The sequence below is a fragment of the Prochlorococcus sp. MIT2302 genome, from assembly GCF_059772385.1.
Genome location: NZ_CM186285.1, coordinates 1471452 through 1493032 on the forward strand (window position 1 = coordinate 1471452; position 21581 = coordinate 1493032).

The 21581-nt window shown below is 32.5% G+C and carries 31 protein-coding genes; 15 read left to right on the top strand and 16 right to left on the bottom strand.

Going from position 1 to position 21581, the window contains the following annotated elements; all coding sequences use genetic code 11:
- Positions 1 to 325: 325 nt before the first annotated feature.
- The 4 genes from AC6EI2_RS08460 to AC6EI2_RS08475 all read right to left on the bottom strand — a co-directional run bounded on the left by AC6EI2_RS08460 (position 326) and on the right by AC6EI2_RS08475 (position 4323).
- Positions 326 to 1558 carry a DUF4214 domain-containing protein gene (locus AC6EI2_RS08460; protein WP_498461909.1) on the bottom strand — a complete coding sequence of 411 codons (1233 nt, stop codon included), beginning with the start codon at positions 1556 to 1558 and terminating at the stop codon, positions 326 to 328.
- 131 nt (positions 1559 to 1689) lie between these two features.
- Entirely contained in the window at positions 1690 to 2151 is a 462-nt protein-coding gene (locus AC6EI2_RS08465) for a hypothetical protein (RefSeq protein ID WP_498461910.1), read from the bottom strand.
- 58 nt (positions 2152 to 2209) lie between these two features.
- Entirely contained in the window at positions 2210 to 2569 is a 360-nt protein-coding gene (locus tag AC6EI2_RS08470) for a DoxX family protein (protein WP_498461911.1), read from the bottom strand.
- Positions 2570 to 2823: 254 nt separating this feature from the next.
- A complete protein-coding gene (locus AC6EI2_RS08475) occupies positions 2824 to 4323 on the bottom strand; it encodes an FAD-binding domain-containing protein (RefSeq protein ID WP_498461912.1) in 1500 nt (499 codons plus the stop codon).
- A gap of 170 nt (positions 4324 to 4493) precedes the next feature.
- Here AC6EI2_RS08475 and AC6EI2_RS08480 point away from each other — a divergent pair, with 170 nt between their 5' ends.
- Complete coding sequence (locus AC6EI2_RS08480) at positions 4494 to 4694, top strand: DUF8673 family protein (RefSeq protein WP_498461913.1); 201 nt, start codon at positions 4494 to 4496, stop codon at positions 4692 to 4694.
- A 181-nt stretch (positions 4695 to 4875) separates the two neighbouring features.
- Complete coding sequence (locus AC6EI2_RS08485; protein WP_498461914.1) at positions 4876 to 5103, top strand: hypothetical protein; 228 nt, start codon at positions 4876 to 4878, stop codon at positions 5101 to 5103.
- Positions 5104 to 5113: 10 nt separating this feature from the next.
- On the opposite strand, the gene AC6EI2_RS08490 is transcribed toward AC6EI2_RS08485, so the two are convergent.
- On the bottom strand, positions 5114 to 5278 hold the full coding sequence (locus AC6EI2_RS08490; protein WP_498461915.1) for a hypothetical protein: 165 nt from the start codon (positions 5276 to 5278) through the stop codon (positions 5114 to 5116).
- 185 nt (positions 5279 to 5463) lie between these two features.
- Here AC6EI2_RS08490 and AC6EI2_RS08495 point away from each other — a divergent pair, with 185 nt between their 5' ends.
- The 3 genes from AC6EI2_RS08495 to AC6EI2_RS08505 all read left to right on the top strand — a co-directional run bounded on the left by AC6EI2_RS08495 (position 5464) and on the right by AC6EI2_RS08505 (position 7204).
- Complete coding sequence (locus AC6EI2_RS08495) at positions 5464 to 5637, top strand: hypothetical protein (RefSeq protein WP_498461916.1); 174 nt, start codon at positions 5464 to 5466, stop codon at positions 5635 to 5637.
- A 41-nt stretch (positions 5638 to 5678) separates the two neighbouring features.
- Positions 5679 to 5738: a hypothetical protein gene (locus tag AC6EI2_RS08500; protein WP_498463475.1), complete on the top strand. Its 60-nt coding sequence runs from the start codon at positions 5679 to 5681 to the stop codon at positions 5736 to 5738.
- An 89-nt stretch (positions 5739 to 5827) separates the two neighbouring features.
- Positions 5828 to 7204 carry an ammonium transporter gene (locus AC6EI2_RS08505; RefSeq protein ID WP_498461917.1) on the top strand — a complete coding sequence of 459 codons (1377 nt, stop codon included), beginning with the start codon at positions 5828 to 5830 and terminating at the stop codon, positions 7202 to 7204.
- Positions 7205 to 7519: 315 nt separating this feature from the next.
- Here the strand turns inward: AC6EI2_RS08505 and AC6EI2_RS08510 are convergent, their stop codons facing one another.
- The 3 genes from AC6EI2_RS08510 to AC6EI2_RS08520 all read right to left on the bottom strand — a co-directional run bounded on the left by AC6EI2_RS08510 (position 7520) and on the right by AC6EI2_RS08520 (position 8260).
- Positions 7520 to 7726, bottom strand: coding sequence for a hypothetical protein (locus AC6EI2_RS08510; protein ID WP_498461918.1), 207 nt, complete (start codon positions 7724 to 7726; stop codon positions 7520 to 7522).
- Positions 7727 to 7812: 86 nt separating this feature from the next.
- Positions 7813 to 7974, bottom strand: coding sequence for a hypothetical protein (locus AC6EI2_RS08515; protein ID WP_498461906.1), 162 nt, complete (start codon positions 7972 to 7974; stop codon positions 7813 to 7815).
- A gap of 4 nt (positions 7975 to 7978) precedes the next feature.
- Positions 7979 to 8260 carry a galactose oxidase gene (locus AC6EI2_RS08520; RefSeq protein ID WP_498461907.1) on the bottom strand — a complete coding sequence of 94 codons (282 nt, stop codon included), beginning with the start codon at positions 8258 to 8260 and terminating at the stop codon, positions 7979 to 7981.
- A gap of 848 nt (positions 8261 to 9108) precedes the next feature.
- Between AC6EI2_RS08520 and AC6EI2_RS08525 the strand changes: the two genes are divergently transcribed.
- The gene (locus AC6EI2_RS08525; RefSeq protein ID WP_498461919.1) at positions 9109 to 10293 is read left to right on the top strand and encodes a hypothetical protein; all 1185 of its coding nucleotides are present in this window, start codon (positions 9109 to 9111) and stop codon (positions 10291 to 10293) included.
- 400 nt (positions 10294 to 10693) lie between these two features.
- Here AC6EI2_RS08525 and AC6EI2_RS08530 read toward each other — a convergent pair whose 3' ends face one another.
- From AC6EI2_RS08530 to AC6EI2_RS08545, 4 genes are all read right to left on the bottom strand, one after another.
- Positions 10694 to 10903: a hypothetical protein gene (locus AC6EI2_RS08530; protein WP_498461920.1), complete on the bottom strand. Its 210-nt coding sequence runs from the start codon at positions 10901 to 10903 to the stop codon at positions 10694 to 10696.
- A 185-nt stretch (positions 10904 to 11088) separates the two neighbouring features.
- Positions 11089 to 11235 carry a hypothetical protein gene (locus tag AC6EI2_RS08535; RefSeq protein WP_498461921.1) on the bottom strand — a complete coding sequence of 49 codons (147 nt, stop codon included), beginning with the start codon at positions 11233 to 11235 and terminating at the stop codon, positions 11089 to 11091.
- A gap of 250 nt (positions 11236 to 11485) precedes the next feature.
- The gene (locus AC6EI2_RS08540; RefSeq protein WP_498461922.1) at positions 11486 to 11821 is read right to left on the bottom strand and encodes a hypothetical protein; all 336 of its coding nucleotides are present in this window, start codon (positions 11819 to 11821) and stop codon (positions 11486 to 11488) included.
- 342 nt (positions 11822 to 12163) lie between these two features.
- Positions 12164 to 12694, bottom strand: coding sequence for a hypothetical protein (locus tag AC6EI2_RS08545; RefSeq protein WP_498461923.1), 531 nt, complete (start codon positions 12692 to 12694; stop codon positions 12164 to 12166).
- Positions 12695 to 13005: 311 nt separating this feature from the next.
- On the opposite strand from AC6EI2_RS08545, the gene AC6EI2_RS08550 reads away from it, so the two are divergent.
- Complete coding sequence (locus AC6EI2_RS08550; protein ID WP_498461924.1) at positions 13006 to 13314, top strand: hypothetical protein; 309 nt, start codon at positions 13006 to 13008, stop codon at positions 13312 to 13314.
- A gap of 194 nt (positions 13315 to 13508) precedes the next feature.
- Here AC6EI2_RS08550 and AC6EI2_RS08555 read toward each other — a convergent pair whose 3' ends face one another.
- Positions 13509 to 13721 (bottom strand): hypothetical protein, encoded by a 213-nt coding sequence (locus AC6EI2_RS08555; RefSeq protein WP_498461925.1) that lies wholly within the window; start codon positions 13719 to 13721, stop codon positions 13509 to 13511.
- Positions 13722 to 14695: 974 nt separating this feature from the next.
- Between AC6EI2_RS08555 and AC6EI2_RS08560 the strand changes: the two genes are divergently transcribed.
- The 3 genes from AC6EI2_RS08560 to AC6EI2_RS08570 all read left to right on the top strand — a co-directional run bounded on the left by AC6EI2_RS08560 (position 14696) and on the right by AC6EI2_RS08570 (position 16640).
- Positions 14696 to 15091 carry a hypothetical protein gene (locus AC6EI2_RS08560; RefSeq protein WP_498461926.1) on the top strand — a complete coding sequence of 132 codons (396 nt, stop codon included), beginning with the start codon at positions 14696 to 14698 and terminating at the stop codon, positions 15089 to 15091.
- The gene (locus AC6EI2_RS08565; protein ID WP_498461927.1) at positions 15091 to 16200 is read left to right on the top strand and encodes an NAD(P)-binding protein; all 1110 of its coding nucleotides are present in this window, start codon (positions 15091 to 15093) and stop codon (positions 16198 to 16200) included. Before AC6EI2_RS08560 ends, AC6EI2_RS08565 begins: the two co-directional genes overlap by 1 nt.
- Positions 16201 to 16424: 224 nt before the next feature.
- Positions 16425 to 16640 carry a hypothetical protein gene (locus AC6EI2_RS08570; RefSeq protein WP_498461928.1) on the top strand — a complete coding sequence of 72 codons (216 nt, stop codon included), beginning with the start codon at positions 16425 to 16427 and terminating at the stop codon, positions 16638 to 16640.
- A 60-nt stretch (positions 16641 to 16700) separates the two neighbouring features.
- Here AC6EI2_RS08570 and AC6EI2_RS08575 read toward each other — a convergent pair whose 3' ends face one another.
- Entirely contained in the window at positions 16701 to 17003 is a 303-nt protein-coding gene (locus tag AC6EI2_RS08575; RefSeq protein ID WP_498461929.1) for a DUF8638 family protein, read from the bottom strand.
- A gap of 246 nt (positions 17004 to 17249) precedes the next feature.
- The gene (locus AC6EI2_RS08580; protein ID WP_498461930.1) at positions 17250 to 17606 is read right to left on the bottom strand and encodes a DUF2237 family protein; all 357 of its coding nucleotides are present in this window, start codon (positions 17604 to 17606) and stop codon (positions 17250 to 17252) included.
- Positions 17607 to 18103: 497 nt separating this feature from the next.
- Between AC6EI2_RS08580 and AC6EI2_RS08585 the strand changes: the two genes are divergently transcribed.
- The 5 genes from AC6EI2_RS08585 (at position 18104) to AC6EI2_RS08605 (ending at position 21185) form a co-directional block, all read left to right on the top strand.
- On the top strand, positions 18104 to 18211 hold the full coding sequence (locus AC6EI2_RS08585; protein WP_498461931.1) for a high light inducible protein: 108 nt from the start codon (positions 18104 to 18106) through the stop codon (positions 18209 to 18211).
- Between the two features lie 824 nt (positions 18212 to 19035).
- Complete coding sequence (locus AC6EI2_RS08590) at positions 19036 to 19194, top strand: hypothetical protein (RefSeq protein ID WP_498461932.1); 159 nt, start codon at positions 19036 to 19038, stop codon at positions 19192 to 19194.
- 148 nt (positions 19195 to 19342) lie between these two features.
- The gene (locus AC6EI2_RS08595; protein WP_498461933.1) at positions 19343 to 19888 is read left to right on the top strand and encodes a DUF4912 domain-containing protein; all 546 of its coding nucleotides are present in this window, start codon (positions 19343 to 19345) and stop codon (positions 19886 to 19888) included.
- A gap of 100 nt (positions 19889 to 19988) precedes the next feature.
- Positions 19989 to 20405 (top strand): hypothetical protein, encoded by a 417-nt coding sequence (locus tag AC6EI2_RS08600; RefSeq protein WP_498461934.1) that lies wholly within the window; start codon positions 19989 to 19991, stop codon positions 20403 to 20405.
- Between the two features lie 114 nt (positions 20406 to 20519).
- Positions 20520 to 21185, top strand: a complete 666-nt coding sequence (locus AC6EI2_RS08605) for an SDR family oxidoreductase (protein WP_498461935.1) — start codon at positions 20520 to 20522, stop codon at positions 21183 to 21185.
- A gap of 15 nt (positions 21186 to 21200) precedes the next feature.
- Here AC6EI2_RS08605 and AC6EI2_RS08610 read toward each other — a convergent pair whose 3' ends face one another.
- Positions 21201 to 21470 (bottom strand): helix-hairpin-helix domain-containing protein, encoded by a 270-nt coding sequence (locus AC6EI2_RS08610; RefSeq protein WP_498461936.1) that lies wholly within the window; start codon positions 21468 to 21470, stop codon positions 21201 to 21203.
- Positions 21471 to 21581 lie beyond the last annotated feature (111 nt).

Consider the following 21581-nt stretch of genomic DNA (forward strand, 5'->3'; position numbering starts at 1 on the left):
TCTACAGCGCAGATCAGTTTTATCTTCGTTCGTTTGTTTATATAAATCAGCTGTTAATAATCAAAGCGATTTTTACAATATCTACTCCCCGATCGCGCTATGATAATTTTTTTTTTAAGTGACCTGCTATTCATTTACTTAGGAAAGCTATCTTTGTTTCTTCTTCAACCGCTCATCTAAAAGCTTTTGTTCTCTTTTTTGCTTAGGTGTCAAAGGTATCTCGCTATCGCCCAGATCTAATTCAAAGACTCCTCCTGCACCAAAGTGATTGGCTAGGGAGGAGGAATGTTGTGGTTAGAGCTAGTAGTAAAAGTTTTTTCATTGGTTAAGCAAACCCAGTCATTTCAGTGAAGAGAGCTTTGTTTTCAGCTGATTCAGCAAACCCTAATAGAACTTCATATCTAGTTTCTGCTCCGCTATTTAACTGTCCTAACCAATAGTTTAAGCCTCCTGTATCAGCATCTCTCCCTAGGACATTTTTATAGAGAGTATTCACATAGGTGGAATCAGAAACGTTATCTCCATATCGCTCAGCAAATTCAGCTGAACCTAGAAATGATGATGCAACGACTCTAATGGAGTTTGCTCCAGAACTGAACTGATTAATCCAATACTTCAATCCATCAGCATCAGGTAATCGCTTAAACGATGCGTTATATAAACGGAACATACGTCCTGAGTCTGTATTTAAACCCGTAACTTGATCAAATGTTCCTTTGATATCAACGATGGCACTAACGTCTCTAAAGGAACTTGTTGTTGCTTCCCCTGTAAAGGTCAATAGTGGAAGACCTGTGATGTCGTCATAACCAGAGTCTGTTTTTATTTGATAGACACCATTACCTTTGTTGTAGAACTTGTAGTCACTAAAGTAACCGCTATAGGTTTTAACAATATCTACTTTTGATTCTTCTACGGTTTGATCTGAGAACTGAATGTATTCAATATTTGAAAGAGTATCAGTTCCATCATTACTACTTGCTCTTTGATCATCTAGGTCTACGGAGGTTGAGGTGCGTGTGAAAGAATAATTAGAAAATTTTCCGGTGAAAATAACGGTATCGGTCCCTGCTCCTCCATCAAATAGTTCATTGTTTGAACTACTAGTGAGTGAGTCATTACCTGCAGTTGACGATTTTATATTGCTACCCATTAAAGGATGATTTTGACATTGGTAGAAAATTACTACTGGTGTCTCACTGTCTAAAGTGATTTCTGTATATGCACCCGTTGAACCAGCAATACCAACTTCAGAAATGTTTTTTTGGTAAGAATTTATTCTGTTTGCATCAGTAAAAAATAAGATTCGATGATTAGTGTTACTGCTGTCCGATTGATCGAATCTATAAACAATATTCTGTCTAAGAATTAATGAAGGGGATTCTTTTCCATCAATAAAATATCCCTTGGATGATCCTTGACCAAAATATGGGTGAGATGAACTTTTAGCTTGTACAGTTACAATTTTAGTTTGGATGTTAGAGTTGTTGCTTTGAGCTTGCGTTTCCGTGGATGTAGATGAGGAAGTTGAATGTGAATATCCATAGTAGTGAGTCATATTTTTAGTTCTACTTGAAAGCTCATATAGTTGTTGGTTTTAAATCTTAGAAAATTAAATTTACAAGCGTGAACCTTTTCGATCCTTATCGAATCCGAACTTTCCTCTAATGTATTGATTTTTTGCTTTGATTATTGAGCTAGCCATCGATTGATGACGTTTGATGGAGTTCCAAGTATTTTTAATTTTCTCTTTGTGAGTGGGAATGGAAATTCTTTTTTTCTCATAGATAAGATTTTATTCTTTCCTTCAACATCCTTATAAATTAAATTCCAACTTGCACAACACTTGCCTGATTGAGGGGGTGATTGCCAAAAACTAATGACATCTTTTTTATTGATCACCTGTTTGTTCATAACATTCAAATAAGTTGGGTGAAAATCAACCCAACATTGTTCTTTTGCTTGTTGATCGTCCAATTCGTCATTAGTTCTTTGTATATTTCTTTCATTGTTGACGGGACATTCAAAAGTGATTCTCTCAACATCTTTGAAGCCTCCTTCAAAGTCGCTAATCCTTTTTATAGGCTTAGCTTTAGCGATGATGGGCTGAAAGAACCAAAAACATATAATAATTAAGTGGAGTTTTTTCATGAAAAAAAGGACTGACTCAAGTCAGCCCATAAGATTTTGAATAGTTAATCGATATTAGTTATTTGGATTTTTCCATAGCAACTAATAATCCTCCAATAAAAGATAGGTTTCGTGCGACTGCTGCAAGTTGAAATGGTATCAAATGAAAAATTATTGTGGCTGGCACCAAGAAAACTAAAAGTAGTGAACAAGCGAGTTTGATCCGTTCGGTGAAGATGAAAAGGACAGTACCACCAAGAAGTAAAGCTATTGCACCTACCATCATTATCATTGACACTGGCTCGGGAAAACCTCTGTTTGTTATGTATTCAGCTTGAGCAGCAAAGTTTGTTATTTTACCCGGTATTGCATTTATAAAAACTGCACTTAGCAACAATCGCCCAAGAAAGTTCAAAGAATAAAATCTTGTTAAATCCATAATCGTTTAGTAGCTGATACCACATAAATAACTTAAGAAACAATTTTTTACCACTACACAAAATTAGCAGACGGTTACTAGATAATCTAGAAAGTATAATTCAGAAATTTGGATTCCTAGGAATGTCTAATATGGCACTTACATAGTTGACGATTGTGAACCTAATTGGATCCAATCAATCTAAGACTTTAATCTGCTGGCTTGATCTTTCTACCTTTAGCAAGGATCTCAGTGGACTCATCTGTTCTGTAATTTTAAAGCCTGAGGGTTAATTGATTATGTCCCTTGGGATTGTTTTGGTTCTTTTTTAACTCTGACTTTCTCCTTTTTCTTGAGCCATGTTTTTCGAGGATATTTTTAGCGATGTCAAAGAAGTCTGGTTTATTTCGTATCTCTTTTAGCTTTGCTCGTGCTGTCTTTGTACTTATAATTGGATCTATAATAGGTAATGGATAATTTTTTCCAAGAACGAATGATGAATCATTTTGACGAAATAGATCAATTTCCCATGGTTCATGGATGAATTTGCTTGGAAGGTATTGTAATTCTTTTACCCAAGTTCGAATAAATATTCCCTCTGGGTCATGATCATATCCTTGTTTAATTGGGTTATAAATTCTAATCGTATTAATAGATGTCGTACCCGATTGCATTTGGCATTGTGTCCAGTGAATTCCTGGCTCGTAGTCAATAAATTTGCGTGCTAGGCATAAGCCACTCTCTTGCCATGGAAGCCATAGTTGGTAGCTAGCAAATGACATAAGCATTGCTCTCATTCGGAAATTAATCCACCCATGACTATTCAGAGATCTCATGCATGCATCTATAAAAGGTATTCCGGTTAGACCTTGATTCCATGCTTTTAAAAAAATTTGATTTGACTTCCTGATACCACTCATGTGTGGATGGTACTCACGATTTTCTAATTCAGGTTCTGATTCAAGCTTTTGAATAAAATGGCAATGCCAATGTAATCTTGAGTCAATTGCTCTGGACCCTCTTTTCTTAGTTTTTCTAATTGCCTGGACTACCTCTCTAATTGATAGACAACCCCAAGTTAAGTAAGGCGATAACCGAGAACATCCATCAAATGCTTTTAAAGGACTTGATAGAGAATATTGATAATTATCTATTTTGTATTTCAGGAACTCATCCAGTTTATGAAGACCTTGCTTTCTTCCTCCTTGAATTCGATGACTACATTTATCTAAATTTAACTTTAGACTTTTAGATGAGGGTAAATTATGACTTGGAATATCAATAAAGTAATTTACTCTTCTGGGATCATTGATGAGTTCCTGGGACATATGTTGTTCCCATTTCTGAGACCAACTTTTGCGTGTTTTAAGACCTCTAAAAACACCAAATTGTCTGTATTCATACCAAAATATGTTTTCGTTTTTTATATAACGCCTTAGATCTTGATCACGTTTAAATGTCCATTCATTGCCGGTTTCTTCATGACTATAAATACCTTTAACATGAAACCTTTTCATAAACTCTTTAATTACATCTTGAATATTCCCAACTCTTACAATTAATTTCAAACCAATATCACTTAATGAGTTGTTTAAATCAATTAAACATTCTCGTACAAATTCCCATTGTCTTGAAGAATGATCAGGAAGTTTCCAGAGATCTGGCTCAACAACAAAAATTGGTATTACATTTTCAGTTTTTAGCGCTTCATGAAGTGCTTCATTGTCGTATGTTCTTAAGTCTTTTTTGAACCAAACTAGATTTATCGTCTCCACTCTCTAAAGTTAAACAAGATTGTGAACTAAAATTTTACACATATTTTTTTCTAAAAGTTGATTTAGTCGTGAATCATTAGGAACAAAAAAGCTTTCGTTTGAGGGTTCTTTTCATATTGATTTAACAAGTAATAACCACGGTACTTTCTTGGCTTGAATACGATTTATTGATGGATATTAGTCAGCGACACATCATTGCATGGGCTACTCAGAGAGTGAATTACCTCGATGAGTCGCAGAGGTATGAAGATAGTTATGCAGTTAGCCAAGAATTTTGTGAGTGGACTACATCACTCAATGTCTACCCTGAGGGGCTTCAAGCTGCAACGCTTAAAGTACCAACCTTTAATAAGGAAAACCGTACTGGTTAACCAACTCGATAGTTCAGTTACCTAGCCAAAATATTTTATAAGTTGCGTAGGTTAGTTAATCACCTGCATGTGCTTAAAAAGGTTTTGCAAAGCGCCTTTTTGACACCCAACCAGAGGTTAGGAAAATTGTTCTGCATAGAAGCTTCCCTCTCTCGCTAAGAAGTTAATCAGATTTATTCTAATGAGCCACCACAATGCTTCTTTGAACTTTTCGCACGCACCTAATAAACACAATGTTGCACTTAGCGAAAAGTCTCTGCATGAAATACAAATGCAGCTCATGAACAAACAAGAACTAAGGCTTAGATATATACAGCTAATGAATGATGCACAAAAGACACTAGGTAGAGATGAGGCTATTGACTTGATCAAAGAATCTGAGGTGATCTGGAAAAAACTGAGTGCGTAAATAGTTTTTTTTAACTCTTGTTTTCCCAATAACTCTTTGCAGAGTCAATCATTTTGACAATTTCGCTATCAGGACAACCAGTTTGCTCTTGAAACAATTTGCATTGAGAATTGATATCTCTCCAGATTTCTCTGATCTCGATAAATTGTTCATCAGTAAATTTGAAGTGACTCATGTTCCTTTCTATAGATACGAGGAATGCCAAAATCAGCAACGCCTATTTTATAAGTTACTTTTATTGGAACTCGTTTATTTATAAATAGTTTCTATTCCTATTAGCTTTAAGTAGTTAACCGAACATTGAAAACCTCACAGTTGCGAATCAGTTGATAGATCATTAATGAGATTCTAAATATGACTATGAAAAGATTCATTCCTTACCTTCTTTTTTCGGCAACTACTCTACACACAGTTCTTGGTGTTTCACCGGTGATGGCAATGGGTTGTGGTTCACACTCAGACAAAGCTGAAGCCGTCTGTGAAGCAGGAGATACCGATTGTGAAGAGAAAATTTCTGCTTCATCAATCAACTAAAGTAGTTTGGAGCAGGTGACTTTGTTATCTTCCCATCAGTAATAGACTGTCGATGGGATGTTCATATAGCAGTTCGCAAGCATTATCGTTTTGGTGATTAAAAAGTGATCGATATCAAAAAGTATCGGTTTATACACATATGCTGAAAATGTTCGTAGTGAACTTTTCTTGCATCAAATAAGTAGCAATTATGTATCACAGTGTACGTTTTTTTATTTTGCTGCGAACTCGTATTGGAAGGTTAGGAATTGCACTAGTTGCTGTTCCTGCTGTTCAGCTTATAAGTGCTGCATTTTTTCCTGCACATGCAACTGAATCTAATTTCTCAGCTGCAGACAATACTTTGATTTTGACATCATCGGCGTTGGTTCTGTTGATGACACCAGGCTTGGCTTTTTTTTATGGAGGCTTTACTCAAGCTAAAAATGTGCTCAACACAATGGCAATGAGCTTTGTCATGATGGGCATAGCTACTCTTGTGTGGACAACAGTAGGTTTTAGCCTGGCTTTCTCGTATGGAGGAGCCTCTAATGCTTTTATAGGTAATCCATTAACGTATGCATTTTTTGAAAATCTTCCAAGCAATTGGGAGGGTCTTCAAATACCTGGACTGAGTTTTGCACTTTTCCAAGGTATGTTCGCAATAATTACTCCGGCTTTGATTTCAGGAGCATTAGTGGAAAGAATTAGTTTTCGTTTTTGGTGTTTATTTACACCAATATGGATTTTATTTGTTTACGCACCACTTGCTCACATGGTTTGGGGTGGTGGGTTACTTGGCAAAGATTTGGATTTTGCTGGAGGAACGGTTGTTCACATCAGCTCAGGAGTATCGGCTTTAGTACTAGCAGGATTAGTAGGTTCGCGTAGTAATTGGCCTGGAGGTATCAAGCCTCCCCACGACATTACTCAGATTCTCATAGGGACAGGTTTATTGTGGTTTGGCTGGTTTGGGTTTAATGGAGGAAGTCAACTGACTGTTGGCGGTGCAGAACTTCCATTTACTACTACTCATGTTTCAGCAGCAGCTGGATTGGTAGCTTGGGCGTTGATTGAAACATTAAGAGATGGGAAAGCAACTGCGGTAGGAATGGCTACTGGAGCTGTTGCGGGCTTGGTAGGTATAACGCCAGCAGCTGGCTTCGTAAGTCCAGCTAGTGGAATGTTGATTGGTGCTATTACATCTTCTCTATGCTACATCTCAGTTGAGGTTAAAGTTAAATTATCTTTTGACGACTCATTAGATACCTTCGCTGTCCACGGTGTAGGTGGAACTGTGGGGGCTATCCTTACAGGTTTTTTTGCTAAAGCAGATTTAATTTCATCTCATCCTGCTGGATTAGTTCTTGCAGAGCAAGGTCGTATTGGGTTGGTTTTAGGACAATTTCAAGCAGTTTTAATTGCATATGGAATTGCCGCATTTGGAACTTTTTTAATCGCTTTATTATTGAAATCATTAGGCTTTAATTACAGAGTTGATAAAACTGAAGAAGATGCTGGCTTAGATATTTCTGAGCATGGTGAAGAGGCTTATGTGGAGAGAACTGGTTCTCCTAACGTTATATAGATTGCAAAATCCAGGATCTTCTCTTTCCATGATTTGACTAAAATCTTGTTTCTGTTGAGCTTCAAAAACCGCCTTGTTCATAACGGGGCGGTTTTTTGTTGCCTAACCATAATTAACCCTGAATATCTCAAAAGGTAGCCCAGTCTTAACCTCAACTGCTTTGTTTGACTATACTCTCCATTTTTCAGATCTCTTGAAGTTGAAAATTAAATGAAAAACTTCCCTTTGTATCTTTTTAGTCGATTACTACTCTTTTGTGCTTTAGGTGTGGTGATAAGGCAGATGCTAATTGTTTCTGGGATTCTCTAAACCTTTTCAAGCAGCCATATCACTATTTAATCCTCTATCTCTACTACCTTTAAACCATTGAAATTGAGGAGTGTTTTTTTCTGGATATAAATGTCCAACTTTCGAATATTTCTCATGAGAAGTTGACTCATCGTCAGCAATACCTTTGTATTCTTCTAGTGAAAAAACTATATCTGAACCATCATTCGATTTTTTAGTTGTACTAATGGACATGATTCTTAGGCAATTAGTATTAATAATTAGAAAAGTATCGAAAGAAGTTGTTAATTCCTATCCTTCAGAGATAAATGTATTGATGCCTAAATATTGATTCCATACTGTCCAGCAATACCCTCAAGATCATCCATAGAAAGATCATAGAAATAACTGCGAATACATTGAAAGGCGTGAAAGCTTTCTAGCTTTCCTTTCCCTATGTAGATTTCCCTAGCAATCTTTAGAGCAAGCTGTTCTTTTGTCATTTAATCAAGCAGCCTCGGGACACCATCCAATCTTTCTCTCGAGTCGCTGCATCCAACACTGACATTTTGAAGTTAGATGATCTCCATGAGGTATAAGACGTTGGTGTAGATGATAAGTAAGGATCGTTCTGCAATGCCTGTCGCAGCAATAATTGAAATGCTGACATGTCATGCAAACGCTAGCTGAACGTGTGTGTTTAAGATTGTCTTCTTCGAGATAGTCCCAATCCTCTGCTGGGTTGTAACGCTTCTGGGAGAGAACTTTTTGGGTGCGATACGAGGACATTGCCTTAATCCAATAGGTTCTGCTACCACTGAATTCCAATCTGATGCACGAAAAACGGCATAGGGTGAGGACGATGGAGTCATGTGTTTGTAGCAGTACATCTGTACTAGCAATGGTAAGGAGGTGTTGTCAAGTATTAATTAACTGTTGTTGGAATATCTATTTGGTTAATTGTCCTTTCGGTAGACTCAGCAATTAATTATATGATTTCTTTGTTCAGTAATTGATGCTTTGAATTGATCAAAGAGACATCTTTCTAATTATCTTCGTGTCAATCTTCATATTGTTCTTATTGCTTAATTCTTTTGCGGTTTGATGATTGTGCATTGCATAGTTCTTATCTAATTTATCCAGTGATTGACTTTGGGATAGTCCTTTTTCCCTTTAGATACACTTTTGTGATGTCATAGGATATCTTCTGTTAACTAACTCAACTATTCCAGTATAGAAAACTTTATCTTAATATATATCTCAGGAAAGGAGGCGTTTACCAACAACAGTTGTTTTTTTAAATTAAAAAGAGTCAAGAAATATTGATTTAAATATTCAAGTGCCTTAACCAAATTATTTTCTTCTAGTTAAATAGCGCCAGCTACTAATATGTTCTAATTTTATAAATTAATTAATATCAAATATTATTTGATTATTCGATATTTTAGATTTATTGTATATTTATAACTCTCGATTTTGAGTTATGACTTGAGTGTAATTGATTGTTCATTATTTGAAGAAATATACTAATCTATTTAAGTAATTTAAAGTTATATCTGAATTTATTATCAAAATAGAATTATTATCTTGAAAAACAAAAAATATCTATTACATTATGATTGTCAAGTCTGCTTGAAATGCAAAAGCATTATTTAAAAACAATAATAAATTTAATTTTTCATATTAAATTTATTATATTTATATTTATTCAATTTTTCCCAATACAAGAGTTAAACTCAGAAGAATGGGAAGAAAAGAGACAACATAGCAAATTTTTAGAAAATTTAAAAATAACAGATTCCCCTCAATGGCAAAAACTAGAAACAAATGAAGGAAAATATCAACAAAGGATAATTTGGGATAAGATTGACACGAAAAATGACTTTAAAAGTGGAGACTACAATTCTAATAAAGATAGTAACAAGCTATTAGAGAATAGTGAATATTCCAAAGATATAACTTTAGAAAATAAATTTAGATCTGCATCACGTAATTTAATTTATAAAGGAAATTTGTATCCGGAAATGAGTTTCTGGATACCTTCATCCTTTAAACATTCAAAAACATTTACCTATACAGTAACTGGACAGTTGCTGGGCAATCCAACTAATAGAGATGCAAAGGATGATTGTACTTGGGACGAATTTTGGAAGTCTTGTGCTGACGGTCAATTTTTCTTTGAAGCTACACCTATTAACACAAAATATTTCTCATTAGGTCTTAACTACTCTCAGCAGGAGAGCTTTTTAGGAAATCGTTCAGATGGGACTTGGAGTAATGCTGGTCAAGCTATTGGATTCCAACTAAAAACGAATTTAACTTCTTCACAGGGATTTTCAATAATTGGAAATAATCTCTACAATCCTTACGGGAAAGGTGGGCCTAACAATAAGCATCCTGAGGTAGGAGAAACTGTAGAGGCTGATCTAGGTAGATCGTATTTATTTTTATATTCTAAAGCTTGGGATCTAGGCAAATATTTAAATAGTGAATCTTCTTCTTTACTGAATCTAAATGCAGGATTTGGTAATGGAAGATATAAATCAGCGGAGGAAATTGAAACAAATTGGATAAATTTAGGTAAGTATGAACCAATATTTTCTTTTGGAATAGCTTTAAATAAAAAAGTCTCTTTTTTTACTGAATATGCTGGACAATATGCTGGGGTAGGCATTAGCTTGAGTCCTTTCAAATCTCCACTAACTGCAACGTTCATGCTTAGGGATTTTCAAGGATCTAATCAAGGTATAATTAATTGCCAAGATGGCAATGTCGAAAACTGTCGTGCAACAATTGATACTCGTTTGGTTTTTCACTTTTAACTGATTTGAATAAATTTCAATAAGCCTAATACTTTGGTCAAGTACTATCCCTTATTAAAAAGGTAAAATATCTCTTAATTGCATAACTATTCAATCAAGGATTTTTTTAGATACTCTTCTTGATTTTTGCTCATTAGTTTTTGCATCTCGACTTGTAAATGAATAGATTTTATAACACAGTTTAAACTTGTCTAAATAATTCAAAGAATAAAAACTGTACATACAAGATATTGAAGGATTAAGATATGATTCTAAGATCGTTTGAATGATCCGAGCTTAAAGACTAGTGAATAAAATCAATTAGGTATTAGTATTAGTTAAGATTTTATAGTGTAGTTAAACGAGTGTATAAAGATTTTGTATATTTTCAATCTTATAAGCATCAAATAATAATTAAAATTTATGCAGCATATGTATCAATATCTAATAGTTTAGCAATATCATGATCTACAGCATCTCCTTCTTCTTTACGTTTTAGGAATTTATCAAAGTCAATTACATTCAAATTTCTACGCTTGAGCTCAGCACTTTTATTAAAGTAATCGAGTGAAACTAGAAATATAGGAATAACGCAGAATGGAATAACTAAGATGTATAACTCAAAAGACATTAGCGTTGATAATGATAACTTAAGCTTTACTCAAATAGACAATGATTGCAAGTAGGTTTCGACTAATTTGCTGTTTTACTTATATGTTATCTAGGTCTAAGAGATTTAATTATTTAGTCATTCAATTGTCATAGAGTTTCCTTAAACAAGATACCTATAGTGAGCCTAAGTTGATTAATAACCTTTCATGCAGCTTGATCTTCCAGACGACCATATCTATATCTCATTATGTCTATTACTTTTTCTTTTGTGTTCCAGGTTTTAATGCGATCTTTTATGGTAAGTAGTTGTGATTCGGTTAGTTCAAGACGTGCTTTCCCAAGATTTTTCATTTAATTAAATGCTTGTAGCTGTAATGATGATGATTTGTAGGCAAAGTAAACAGAAAAGGGTAACCATAGAGTCTTACATATATGAATGTATGAATCGATTCTCACATGTCTATATATCTTGTCAATCGCCAGTCTGAAATAATCAACAATAACTCTTGTGGGTCATGCACAGTATCGATGATTCATAAATAGTATTGCTTTAAGCTTACTCATATCAAATGCTTTAATTTTTTATTTACCGCAATTTAAATTATGCAACTTTTGGATCTTCTTTTTCATGTAATACTTTTTTGACCTTAGAATACTTTCTGCCAATTTTATATTGCCTATGGAATAGATTTAATTGGTTACTGTCATCATTTGTAGCTTTAGTTTTTATCTCTGCTACTGGTTTGGTGATTTGACTCCAGACAAAAAGCATCGCAAGTGCAGAAACAAGCAATGGAAGATACGCTTTGATTAGGCTAACGACTATTAGAGTCGCTAAAAAACACAGAGAAAAGACAGCCCATTTAGGAACTTTATTATCTATTAACGTTTTCTTTTTTGATTTTGAAGAAGGAATGATTGGCAGATCAGGAGTCATTCGTTATTAAATTGTATGAGTATTGGATTGGAGGACGTAGTTATTGGTTTTATCTGTTGTGGCAATATATGTTTTGTAAAGCAGCTTTACTTTATAGGTATTCTGTTATTCGATTGAGATAGCCTAAAATTTTCGGACCTTCGTGAAATTGGTGAGACGGCGATTGATAATGACACAGTGATTTTAGTTTAACTAGATAATTTTTAACAAATTCAATCAAGATTGTAAATGTTTCTGGATAGATTACCCATAGAATTGATTGTTTTACTGCCTTTTTTATAGCTATGTTTGTTTTTATATGAAACTCATAATTCTTTTTTGATTGTTGTCTTGGTGTATATATTATTTTATTTCGCATTGTAGTTCTGCTAGTGCTTCATTAGGAAGACCTAGGAAGGTATCTAAGATTTTATTTCCAGTTTTAGGTATTATGGAAATACCTACTAGCTTTGTTTTGCCATTGTTTTGAAGAACTTGACCTTCTCCTTCATGTAATTGACTTTTTACTTTGCCTGTTTTTAGCAAAGTGTTAACTATTAACCCAGGAAATTCAATAATAGCTCCAATGCTAAAAAGAAATTGGGATTCAAATTTTAATAATACTTCTCCAGAATTCTTATCAATAGTACCTGCTAGATGATCCATAGACATTTCGATCTTTAAACCTGGTGGTAATGGGAGAGATAAAAATTTTGTTGTTTTTGAAGTAAGAGGAGGTATTAAAAATGTTTTAGATGAAAAGCTTATATTAAGAAGATTATTTTTCTTGCTAGGAAATAATGTCGCTTTGCCTCCACCACCACAAGCATTATAGATAAATGGTGGATACGAGCCAATTGTCAATCGACATCCATCTAAGCTCTTTATTTGCATAGAGTAATCAAATACTAGGTTTTATTAATTGTAATAGATATCAATTCGCTCAACCAAGCTAACAAAAGCTACTCTGAGTCGTTAATGCTATTGCAGCAATAACAAAATTTGTTTGCAATTGCTGCCTACTCGTTAAAATTAATCTTAAGTACTCTAGCTAGATTTTTTGAGCTAATTCTTAGAGAACATTAATTGGAGATCACAGAACGAGTTATCAAATATTTCTCACTTAAATCATTATGTTCATTTGGTCATTCCAATCATGATTATGAACCTAGTAAACTACAATAATGAATTAAATAGGTTTACTGATGTCTGAAAATCTAACACCAGATTGGTCCTCAGAGTTTGAACATTACAAGAAACTATCCAGAGAAGTAGTTACCAAAGAAGATATAATTAATTTTTTTAATCAGAATCAGAAAGCTTTTTATCTAGATAACTTCTCTTCTAGCTGGGGAAATATGATGGAGGAATATGCTGTTAAAGAGAGTGTGAGCATAGATCAATTAAACAAACTTGAGGAAATGCAATGGCAGGAGATGCCTGAATCATTAAAATTATTCGCATATGATTTTTGTATCAAGAATGGGTTTTGTTTTACTGGTACATCGAGTTAATCTGAGGATTAAATTAACATGGTTAGAATTAAATAATCATTTATAATTCCTTGATACCATAAGTTAAATATCCCATAATTACTATAGTAATACATAGGTCTAATAATTATTCGATTTAAGATCTCCGTAAGAAAAGAAAACGAATGATGTTTCCTTTTAGAATTTTTTAATAAACTTTTCAGAATTAATAAAAATCAGTGATTGATGTTTCCTTTTCTTTTGTCTTTTAATCTCTCTCGATTGGAAAGCCAAGATTTAAAGTTTTCATCCTCTACTTTTTCTCTCCACTCTTTAGAGGATATGGGTAGTTTTGTTTTTTTCTTTTGCCTTTTATTATGCAAAGTTAAATATAAATTTAAATAAGTAGCTATTAATATAAGAATAAGGAAAATAGAATTGATATTCATTTTAGACTTTTTACTTTCTTCACTAAAGTATAATCAATCTAAGGCAATAAGTATATAGTGTAAAACGATTGGATCGTTTTAAGATTGAGAAAAATCTATTTATTGATTTACACAAAACCTGTTATTTAAATAAATAGTTGATTTTTCTCAGTTGATTAAGATAAATCTTAGAGAATATAATATCTTAATGCTCCTCTTATATGCAGTGAGCATAAACTAATAGTTCAAGCGAGTCATTTATACACTCTGTAGAGATGGGTTTGATCCGAGATATTAATCTCCCCAACATTTGTTAAATTTAGCCTAGGCTAAATCTCTCTCATTATTTTTGATAGGGTAGAGTTGATCATAATTGAATAATGCAACTCTTCTTAATAAGTAGACGTTTAAAATACGAGTCAGATAGTCTTAATATTTTCTCATAGCCGATGTTTTTACCTGTGATATCTCTAACAACATAGGCAATTGACCCTACAGTGGAGGATCTCAGACTAAAAAAAGTCGTAATGCTTTAATCCTTTTCACTAATCTCTTCAACCTTATAAAAATAAAATTTGCGACGATGTTGATTTAGTCAAATGCCTCTTATCTCTCTACTTTTTGAGAATCTTTGTAAATAATTGGTTCGTGTAGTATTGAATGATCTGGGAGAGTAAAAAATTTTTTCTTAGATAACCCATGATTCCGGAACGCTGAGAGAAGCAACAGTAGAAACATTAATTGAATATGATCAGATAATGTATTACCCTAAGCTGCTGCTTAATTCGATTCTTGAAAAAAGTATCAACCGTATTTATAGATGTTGATGGAATTGATTAATAAGATTACACTCAGAGACTAATTGTTTATTGATTTCAATCAATTGCCGACACTTTTTTTTTTTTTCTATATAATTTAATTGAATGATATCAATTTGATAATAACATTCAAGGTTGATTTTTAAAAGCTATTCTCTGGTTCTATAAAAGCAATTTATGAATATAATTAAAAAAAAATTATTTATATTAATAACTATAGGATTTTTTTCTCTTAACTTCTTACATGTATCATCTCTTCAAGCTATAGAGTTTGATTTAACAGCAGCTCAAAATTCCGTAGGTAAGAGATTTGCCAGTAAATTTTGCGAAGTAAAGGAAAAGGGTTTTTCTACAGAATCTTCAAGTGAGTTTGCATTAAATAATACTTACTTAAAATTTGTAGCTTTTCCAGATGATGAAAAATTTATTGAGGATCTATGGGAATTTACCGTAGAGAGAATTCGAAACGATTGTGGGAACTATTTAAGTGAGAGTGAAGAAAATAATTTAAGAGATTTCTTTCAAGAAGAAGGAGAAATTGCTAGTAGTCGTGAATTATACCTTCCAAATTGATGAATAAAGTTTATGATTTTATAGTTATAGGCGCAGGTATATCTGCTTGTACGTTTGCATCATTTTTAAACAAAAGATTTTCTGACGCTTCCATAATGTTAATTGAACATGGCAGGCGAATTGGTGGTAGAGCTACAACAAGAAAATCCAGGAAAAATCAAATTCTTGAATTTGATCATGGATTACCATCTATTATTTTTAGCAAACAAACATCACAAGATATACTTAAATTAATTGCACCATTAATAACTTCAAGAAAATTGGTAGACATATCAAATGATATTTTAATGATCAATCAATTTGGTGAGATAAGGAATGAATCTAATAATTTTCGATACTACAGGAGTTTACCTTTTATGATAAATTTTTCTCAGGAAATACTTAATCAATCTATTAACCCTAAAAAAATAAATTTTTTATTTCAAACACTGACTAAATCAATTAAACGCATTAATAATTTATGGGAGATAAAAGTTAATCAAGGGAGGTTTGTCAAATCTAAAAATCTTATTCTATCAAGTTCTTTAATAGCACATCCTAGATGCTTAGATATTTTGCAGATTAATTCGGTACCACTGAGGGATGCTTTGCCCCCAGGTGAAGACAAGGTCATTGATTGTGTATTACGAGAAATAAGTAAACAAAATTATATAAGTAGAAAAATTTATATTTTCCATATTTCCAATTTTTCAGTAGTAAAAAATTTTAATCATCAATATTTACATATACGCTTTTCAAAAGTGATTATGGATAATTTAAATTTTGAAAGAATTATTTTTCAAAGGCAATCTGATGGTTCTATGATTTTTGCTTTGCACTGCTTCTATATTAATAATTTAATAGATATTAATACTGATAGTGTTGCTAATTCATTGAGATCAGTTTTTGAAAATCATCCAAGATTTTTAGACTTATTTTTACAGGCAAGACTTATAGATAAAATGGATTGGAGAGCTTCTCAACCTCTTAACACCCTACTCCCTAAGCAGTTACAATGGTCCCGAAATAGTCGAATTGGTTTTTGTGGAGATTGGTTTGATTTCAATACTACTTCAGGATTAGAGACAGCTATGATGAGTGCAATCAGATTGGCTAAATTGATTAACTGAATCTATTTTCTTTAAATCTTTTTTAGTCATGATTCGAAAATTTCGAAATTAGTACTGATGATTTTTAAAATATTTTAGAATAATCATATTTTCGAAGAAAATATGATTTCTGACTTGCTTTATTTATGAGTAGTTGATATATATGATTAATATTAATTTTTACTATGATTACGGTCGTTTTTCTGCTTTTTCTGGGTCTGGCGGGTTGGACTTTCTCAACATTAATGAGTAAAGGAAAGCATCAAGAGGAGATTACGAAAGAGTTGGAAAATATTTTAGAGAGCTTAAAGTTGCTCACTTCATCTATGACTGCACTTATAAAACTTTTGATGAAGGATTCTATTTCCTCTGCGAAGGAGGAGGACTTTAAACCGATCAGTTCTAATGTTGTAGATTTATTAAAGCTAGAAAAGAATGTAAAAGAAGAGGAAGCTGCTTAATCGCTTTACCTGAATATTTAAGTATCGATCCAAGTTGGTTTTATTATTTGAGTAATAGTCTCAGCTTCTTCTAACCCATGAAGGTGCTCCAGAGAACCATTCTCCTAGATCATCATGGCTTGGATCGTATGTTGAATGAGGTTCTTCTGAACATAGATCTAGTCCATTAAGTAATTTATCTATTGGATTAGATAGATGTTTGTTTCGTTGGATAAGTGAGGCTTTTCTAAGCCAATTAGATACATTTTGATTCTTTGCCGCATATTTATTGATGTAAATTCTTTCTTGAAGAGTGACTTGATCTCCCGTAGCAAGTCTATTTAATATTTCTTGTATTCGAAGACGAGAAGATGTAGTCAACATGTGTAATTATCTATTTTATTCTTTCTAGCTTGAAATATATGAAGTGCAAGTTAGGTTGGTTAAAATTTATAATTAATTTGTATTTCTATAAATTTTTTCTAATGTCTATTGAGTCTTAATATTCTTTTTTTGATCTAAAATTAATATTTAATTTTCTAGGCTGTACTAACTTATTTTAAAATATAAAGAATAATATTTTAAGGTTAATTAATCACGCAGAAATTTCTTTAAAAATGTTATTGCCAGTCAATTGTATGAAAATTGTTTTAAGGTTTCTATTTTGATTATTTGTAGTGTACTTTCTTCTGTTGCTTCAAGATCAACCATAGGAGCCATTCCATCGTCAAATGCTTCTTTCCATCGAGGAGCACAAAGACACCAGCGATCGCCTTCTTTTAAACCTGGAAATCCTATTTGAGGCGAAGAGAGATCATTCCCCTGAGCTTTGCTGTATGTAAGAAATCGCTCAGTCATGACAGCACAGACCGTATGGATTCCTCTATCAGATAAATCTGTTCTACATGTCCCATCTCGATACCACCCTGTCATAGGACTGCAACTACAAGATTTGAGTTCAGTACCTAAAACATTTTTTGGGGACATGACTTGTTGTTACTTACGCTATCTGTAATATAGGTATTTAATTCTCAATATTTCTAATTTTCATTTTTATGTCAATTTTCCGGAGACATTCCAATAAAGTCCAATTAAAACGGATGAATTTTTCGTAAGTAGTTTGTGAGTTCTGCCGTAAATTCAAAATTCATTAATTGATTGTTTTGGCATTACTGTCATGTGAATTAAAGAGGTGCTTGAAGCCTGATTTTCAAATTTTTTATCTTCTGTTTTCTAACTGATGAAACTTGGCATTTCTTTCTTTTATAGTACAATTGTATTATCTATGTATCTCTCATTGTGGAAATTTTATCTATTCTTCTGATTTTGCAAAGTGTACTTTTAGTTACTTCAGGAATTTCCTCTAATCCTTTGTCAAATTAAATTTCCTTTAGACCTTTTAATGTTTTTTCGGGTAAGTTCGTTCGGTATTCCGCTCTCGATCAACTTGTTGATTTGGTTATGATTTATTTTTTTATATTTTCATGAACTCAGGCGCAGAACGTTTCAACGGATTGATGGCTATGTTGGGCATAGTCGCAGGGATTGGAGCTTACGCAACTACTGGTCAGATGATACCAGGGATTTTTTAACTAAAAAAAATCAGTTAATAGATAAGGATTAATCTATTAACTGAGAACAATTTTTAAGATAGTTCAGAACTAATTCAATAGCTGTCAGTTTTTATCCGAATTTTTCGAGGTATCTAGTGCAGGAGCATTCATGCCATCATAATCAGGACCGACCATGAGTCCTACGATTGCAAACAAAACAATAGATGCGACACCGATAATAGGAGCAGTTGGAGCGGGTGTGGAAAGTAAACCGCCAAAGATTAGTTGACTCATCTGAATAAAGATAGGAATATTGTTTTAGCGACTTATTCTTCTTAACGCGTCATAGAGGACTATTTCTACTTTATTTATTTATTTTTCATCTTGATAAATTCAAAATATATTTGAATTATTTATCATTTACTTCTAAAACCATAAACTAATTAGCTTATGACCTAGCCACAAAGATTGGATTACTAATTACACGAAAAATCTTCGTTTTTCAGAGAATTGTAACCAAATTTACCGACATACAGAATTTTTTGGCTATTATTTATTTATGTTTATTTAAGGAGGTGATCCATTGTCGTATCTACCAATCGGTCAAGAGTCAATGGAAATGAGAAGATTTGTCAGTTCTATTGCTCCTGCCTTGAAGGGTTTTATTATTAATAGATTTATATAGTTATCTTTATCTATTAATTAACTTGCCAGGAACTATGTTCCTGGCTTTTTTATTAATCAATTTTTGATCAATATCTATCTTCTAATGATATTTGCCCATATTCAAGACTTTTTTCTTATCTCTTGATATATATTTTATAAAGGCTAGAGTGAATTATAAAAGTAAATTTTTTATTTCAATGTACAATAAAGAAAAGATTGAAGTTGCAGAACAAAGGATACTCGAGTTGAAAACTTTAATTAATCACTGGAAGACAAGCAATATTTCATCTAGAAGAGCTACTGTGGATTTTGTAGATTCAATGCTTACTGAAAGGCAGGAGACCCAAGCAGCCTAATTCGATATACTTTGTGCTCATCAAAATATTTGTGTTATCTATTTATATCTCAGCTATCTTCTTATGTATTGAGCACAAAAACTCTTTATAACAAAATTTATGGTAAAAAAACAAAAATTAATTATAATACTAAATAATTTTCAAGAAAATGAAAATTTCTCTAAATTTAAACTTAAAAGAATATTTTTGGAAAACTTTAAATAAAGTAACTAATAGCTTTAGCAATTTAACAGTTAATAATCTTGGCAATGGTTATATCAAATGTTGTTGGGAGATCAGCCCGGTTGATAATTTCAGGATTGAGTTTAGTAGAAGTTTTTTTTATGCAATTAGATTATTTGATATTAGTAATAATAGCAATAAAGATAATTCAACTTGTATTATGAAAGAGATTCAGGTAAGTAAATTTCAATCTTCTATTTCATTCCCTATTCCTATAAATAAGGGTAAGTATTATTTTGAGTTTGGCTATCGTAAGAAAAATGGTGAGTGGAGAAAACTTTCACACAATTACCTTAATTTGGGATATAGGATAAAAAAAATTACCAAATCTTTCGAAAATGACAATTGGTTTGATTCTGAAATCATAGTTGGGAATACCGATCAAAGTCTTCATGAAAAGACTTATCAACTTGCAATAAATTCACGAATTGGTGGCTCTGAGAATATTTCTCAAAGAAAAGAAAATTTTTAAATTCAATTGATGAAGATAAATTGTTTTTATTAAACTTTAATTTAATTTACCTTTATCAATTTTTAGATTTAAACTATAAAATAAGTAAAATATTGGAATAATGTCAAGGAACTGGTCTCTGTTACAAACTTTAAAACATCATGCTTTTAGCAACATTGATATTGCTCAGATTTTTAATTATTTAGAAACTTTAGATTACGATTTAAATAAAACTAATTATCTTGGTTTGATCATTTCTAAAAATGAAAGATTAGCAAAATACTTTTTTCTCAGAGACCAATTAAGATTTGGAATCAATTCTTCAGATAAGACTTTATATATAAATGAAATTTTTGACCAATGTATAGATTGGAATGAGTTTTGGCGATTACTTGTAATAAAAAAAGGTTTTTGCTGTATTCGTCTGTCAGGAGATTTAACACGTAAAACAAGATTTGCTTTTTTATATGGTCCAAATATTCTTTCTGGATCTTCAGCAGCTTTTTGCGATTCTATTTATGAAGATCAAAATTATTGATCATGTTTTTTTTAATTATCAACAATTTTTTTATATACCTTTTTTGTCGCAATTTTAATGCTTCTCGGTTTTTTTATTTTTTTGTTTTAATCTTGTGAAAGATTAAAGCTTATTTTGTCTACTTATCTAATTACAGGCGCCAATAGAGGTATTGGTTTAGAACTTGTTCGTCAATTGAAAGCTAGAGGAGAAGATATAATTGCTACTTGTAGATCGGCATCTTCCGAATTGAATGCCTTGTCAGTAAGAGTTGAAACGAATATTGATATCACTTCTGGAGATTCAGTTACTAAGCTTAGAGAAAATTTAGATGATACTAAAATTGACGTTTTGATTCAAAATGCTGGAATTGCAGAATTTACTTCTCTTGAAAATTTGGATCCTCAAAGTATTCTTCATCAATTTGAGGTCAATGCTTTAAGTCCTCTTTGTTATGTACAAACTATGCTAAGCCGTCTAAGTGATTCCGCAAAAATAGCATTAATAAGTAGTCGTATGGGCTCAATAGAAGATAATAGTTCTGGCGGGTCTTATGGATATAGGATGTCTAAAGTTGCTTTATGTATGGCTGGTAAATCTTTAGCTGTTGATTTAAAGCCCAAAGGCATTGCGGTGGCAATTTTACATCCAGGTTTAGTAAGTACTCGAATGACTGGCTTTACTTCAAATGGCATTCAGCCTGAACAATCTGTCAAAGGATTGATTCAAAGAATTGATGAACTTACACTTGAGAATACTGGGACTTTTTGGCATTCCAATGGTGAGATTTTACCTTGGTAAACAATTTTTTACTATTTATATTTTACCTAATGTTTTTCGTAAATTTTGAATAAAGCTAACACCAACTCCAGGGATATTTAACAGTTCCTCATCGGATGCTGAGATAATTGATTCTGGCGTCATGTATCCAGCTTTATAGAAATTATTGCAGTTTTTTGTTCCTATCCCTGGAATAGATGTTATGTTTTCGAATCTATCTGATAATTTTTTTTCGTGTTTATTGAAAATGTTAGAAATCTTAGAAAGTTTTCTTTTTGTATTTAATAAAATCTTTTCGATGAACATTTATATGTCTAGTAGATATTATTAAATATGCATTAGAAAAAACTTCTTGCAAGGATAAATATTTACTTTTGATGACTAATTTATGAATTATGGCAGAAGAAAGTATAAAAA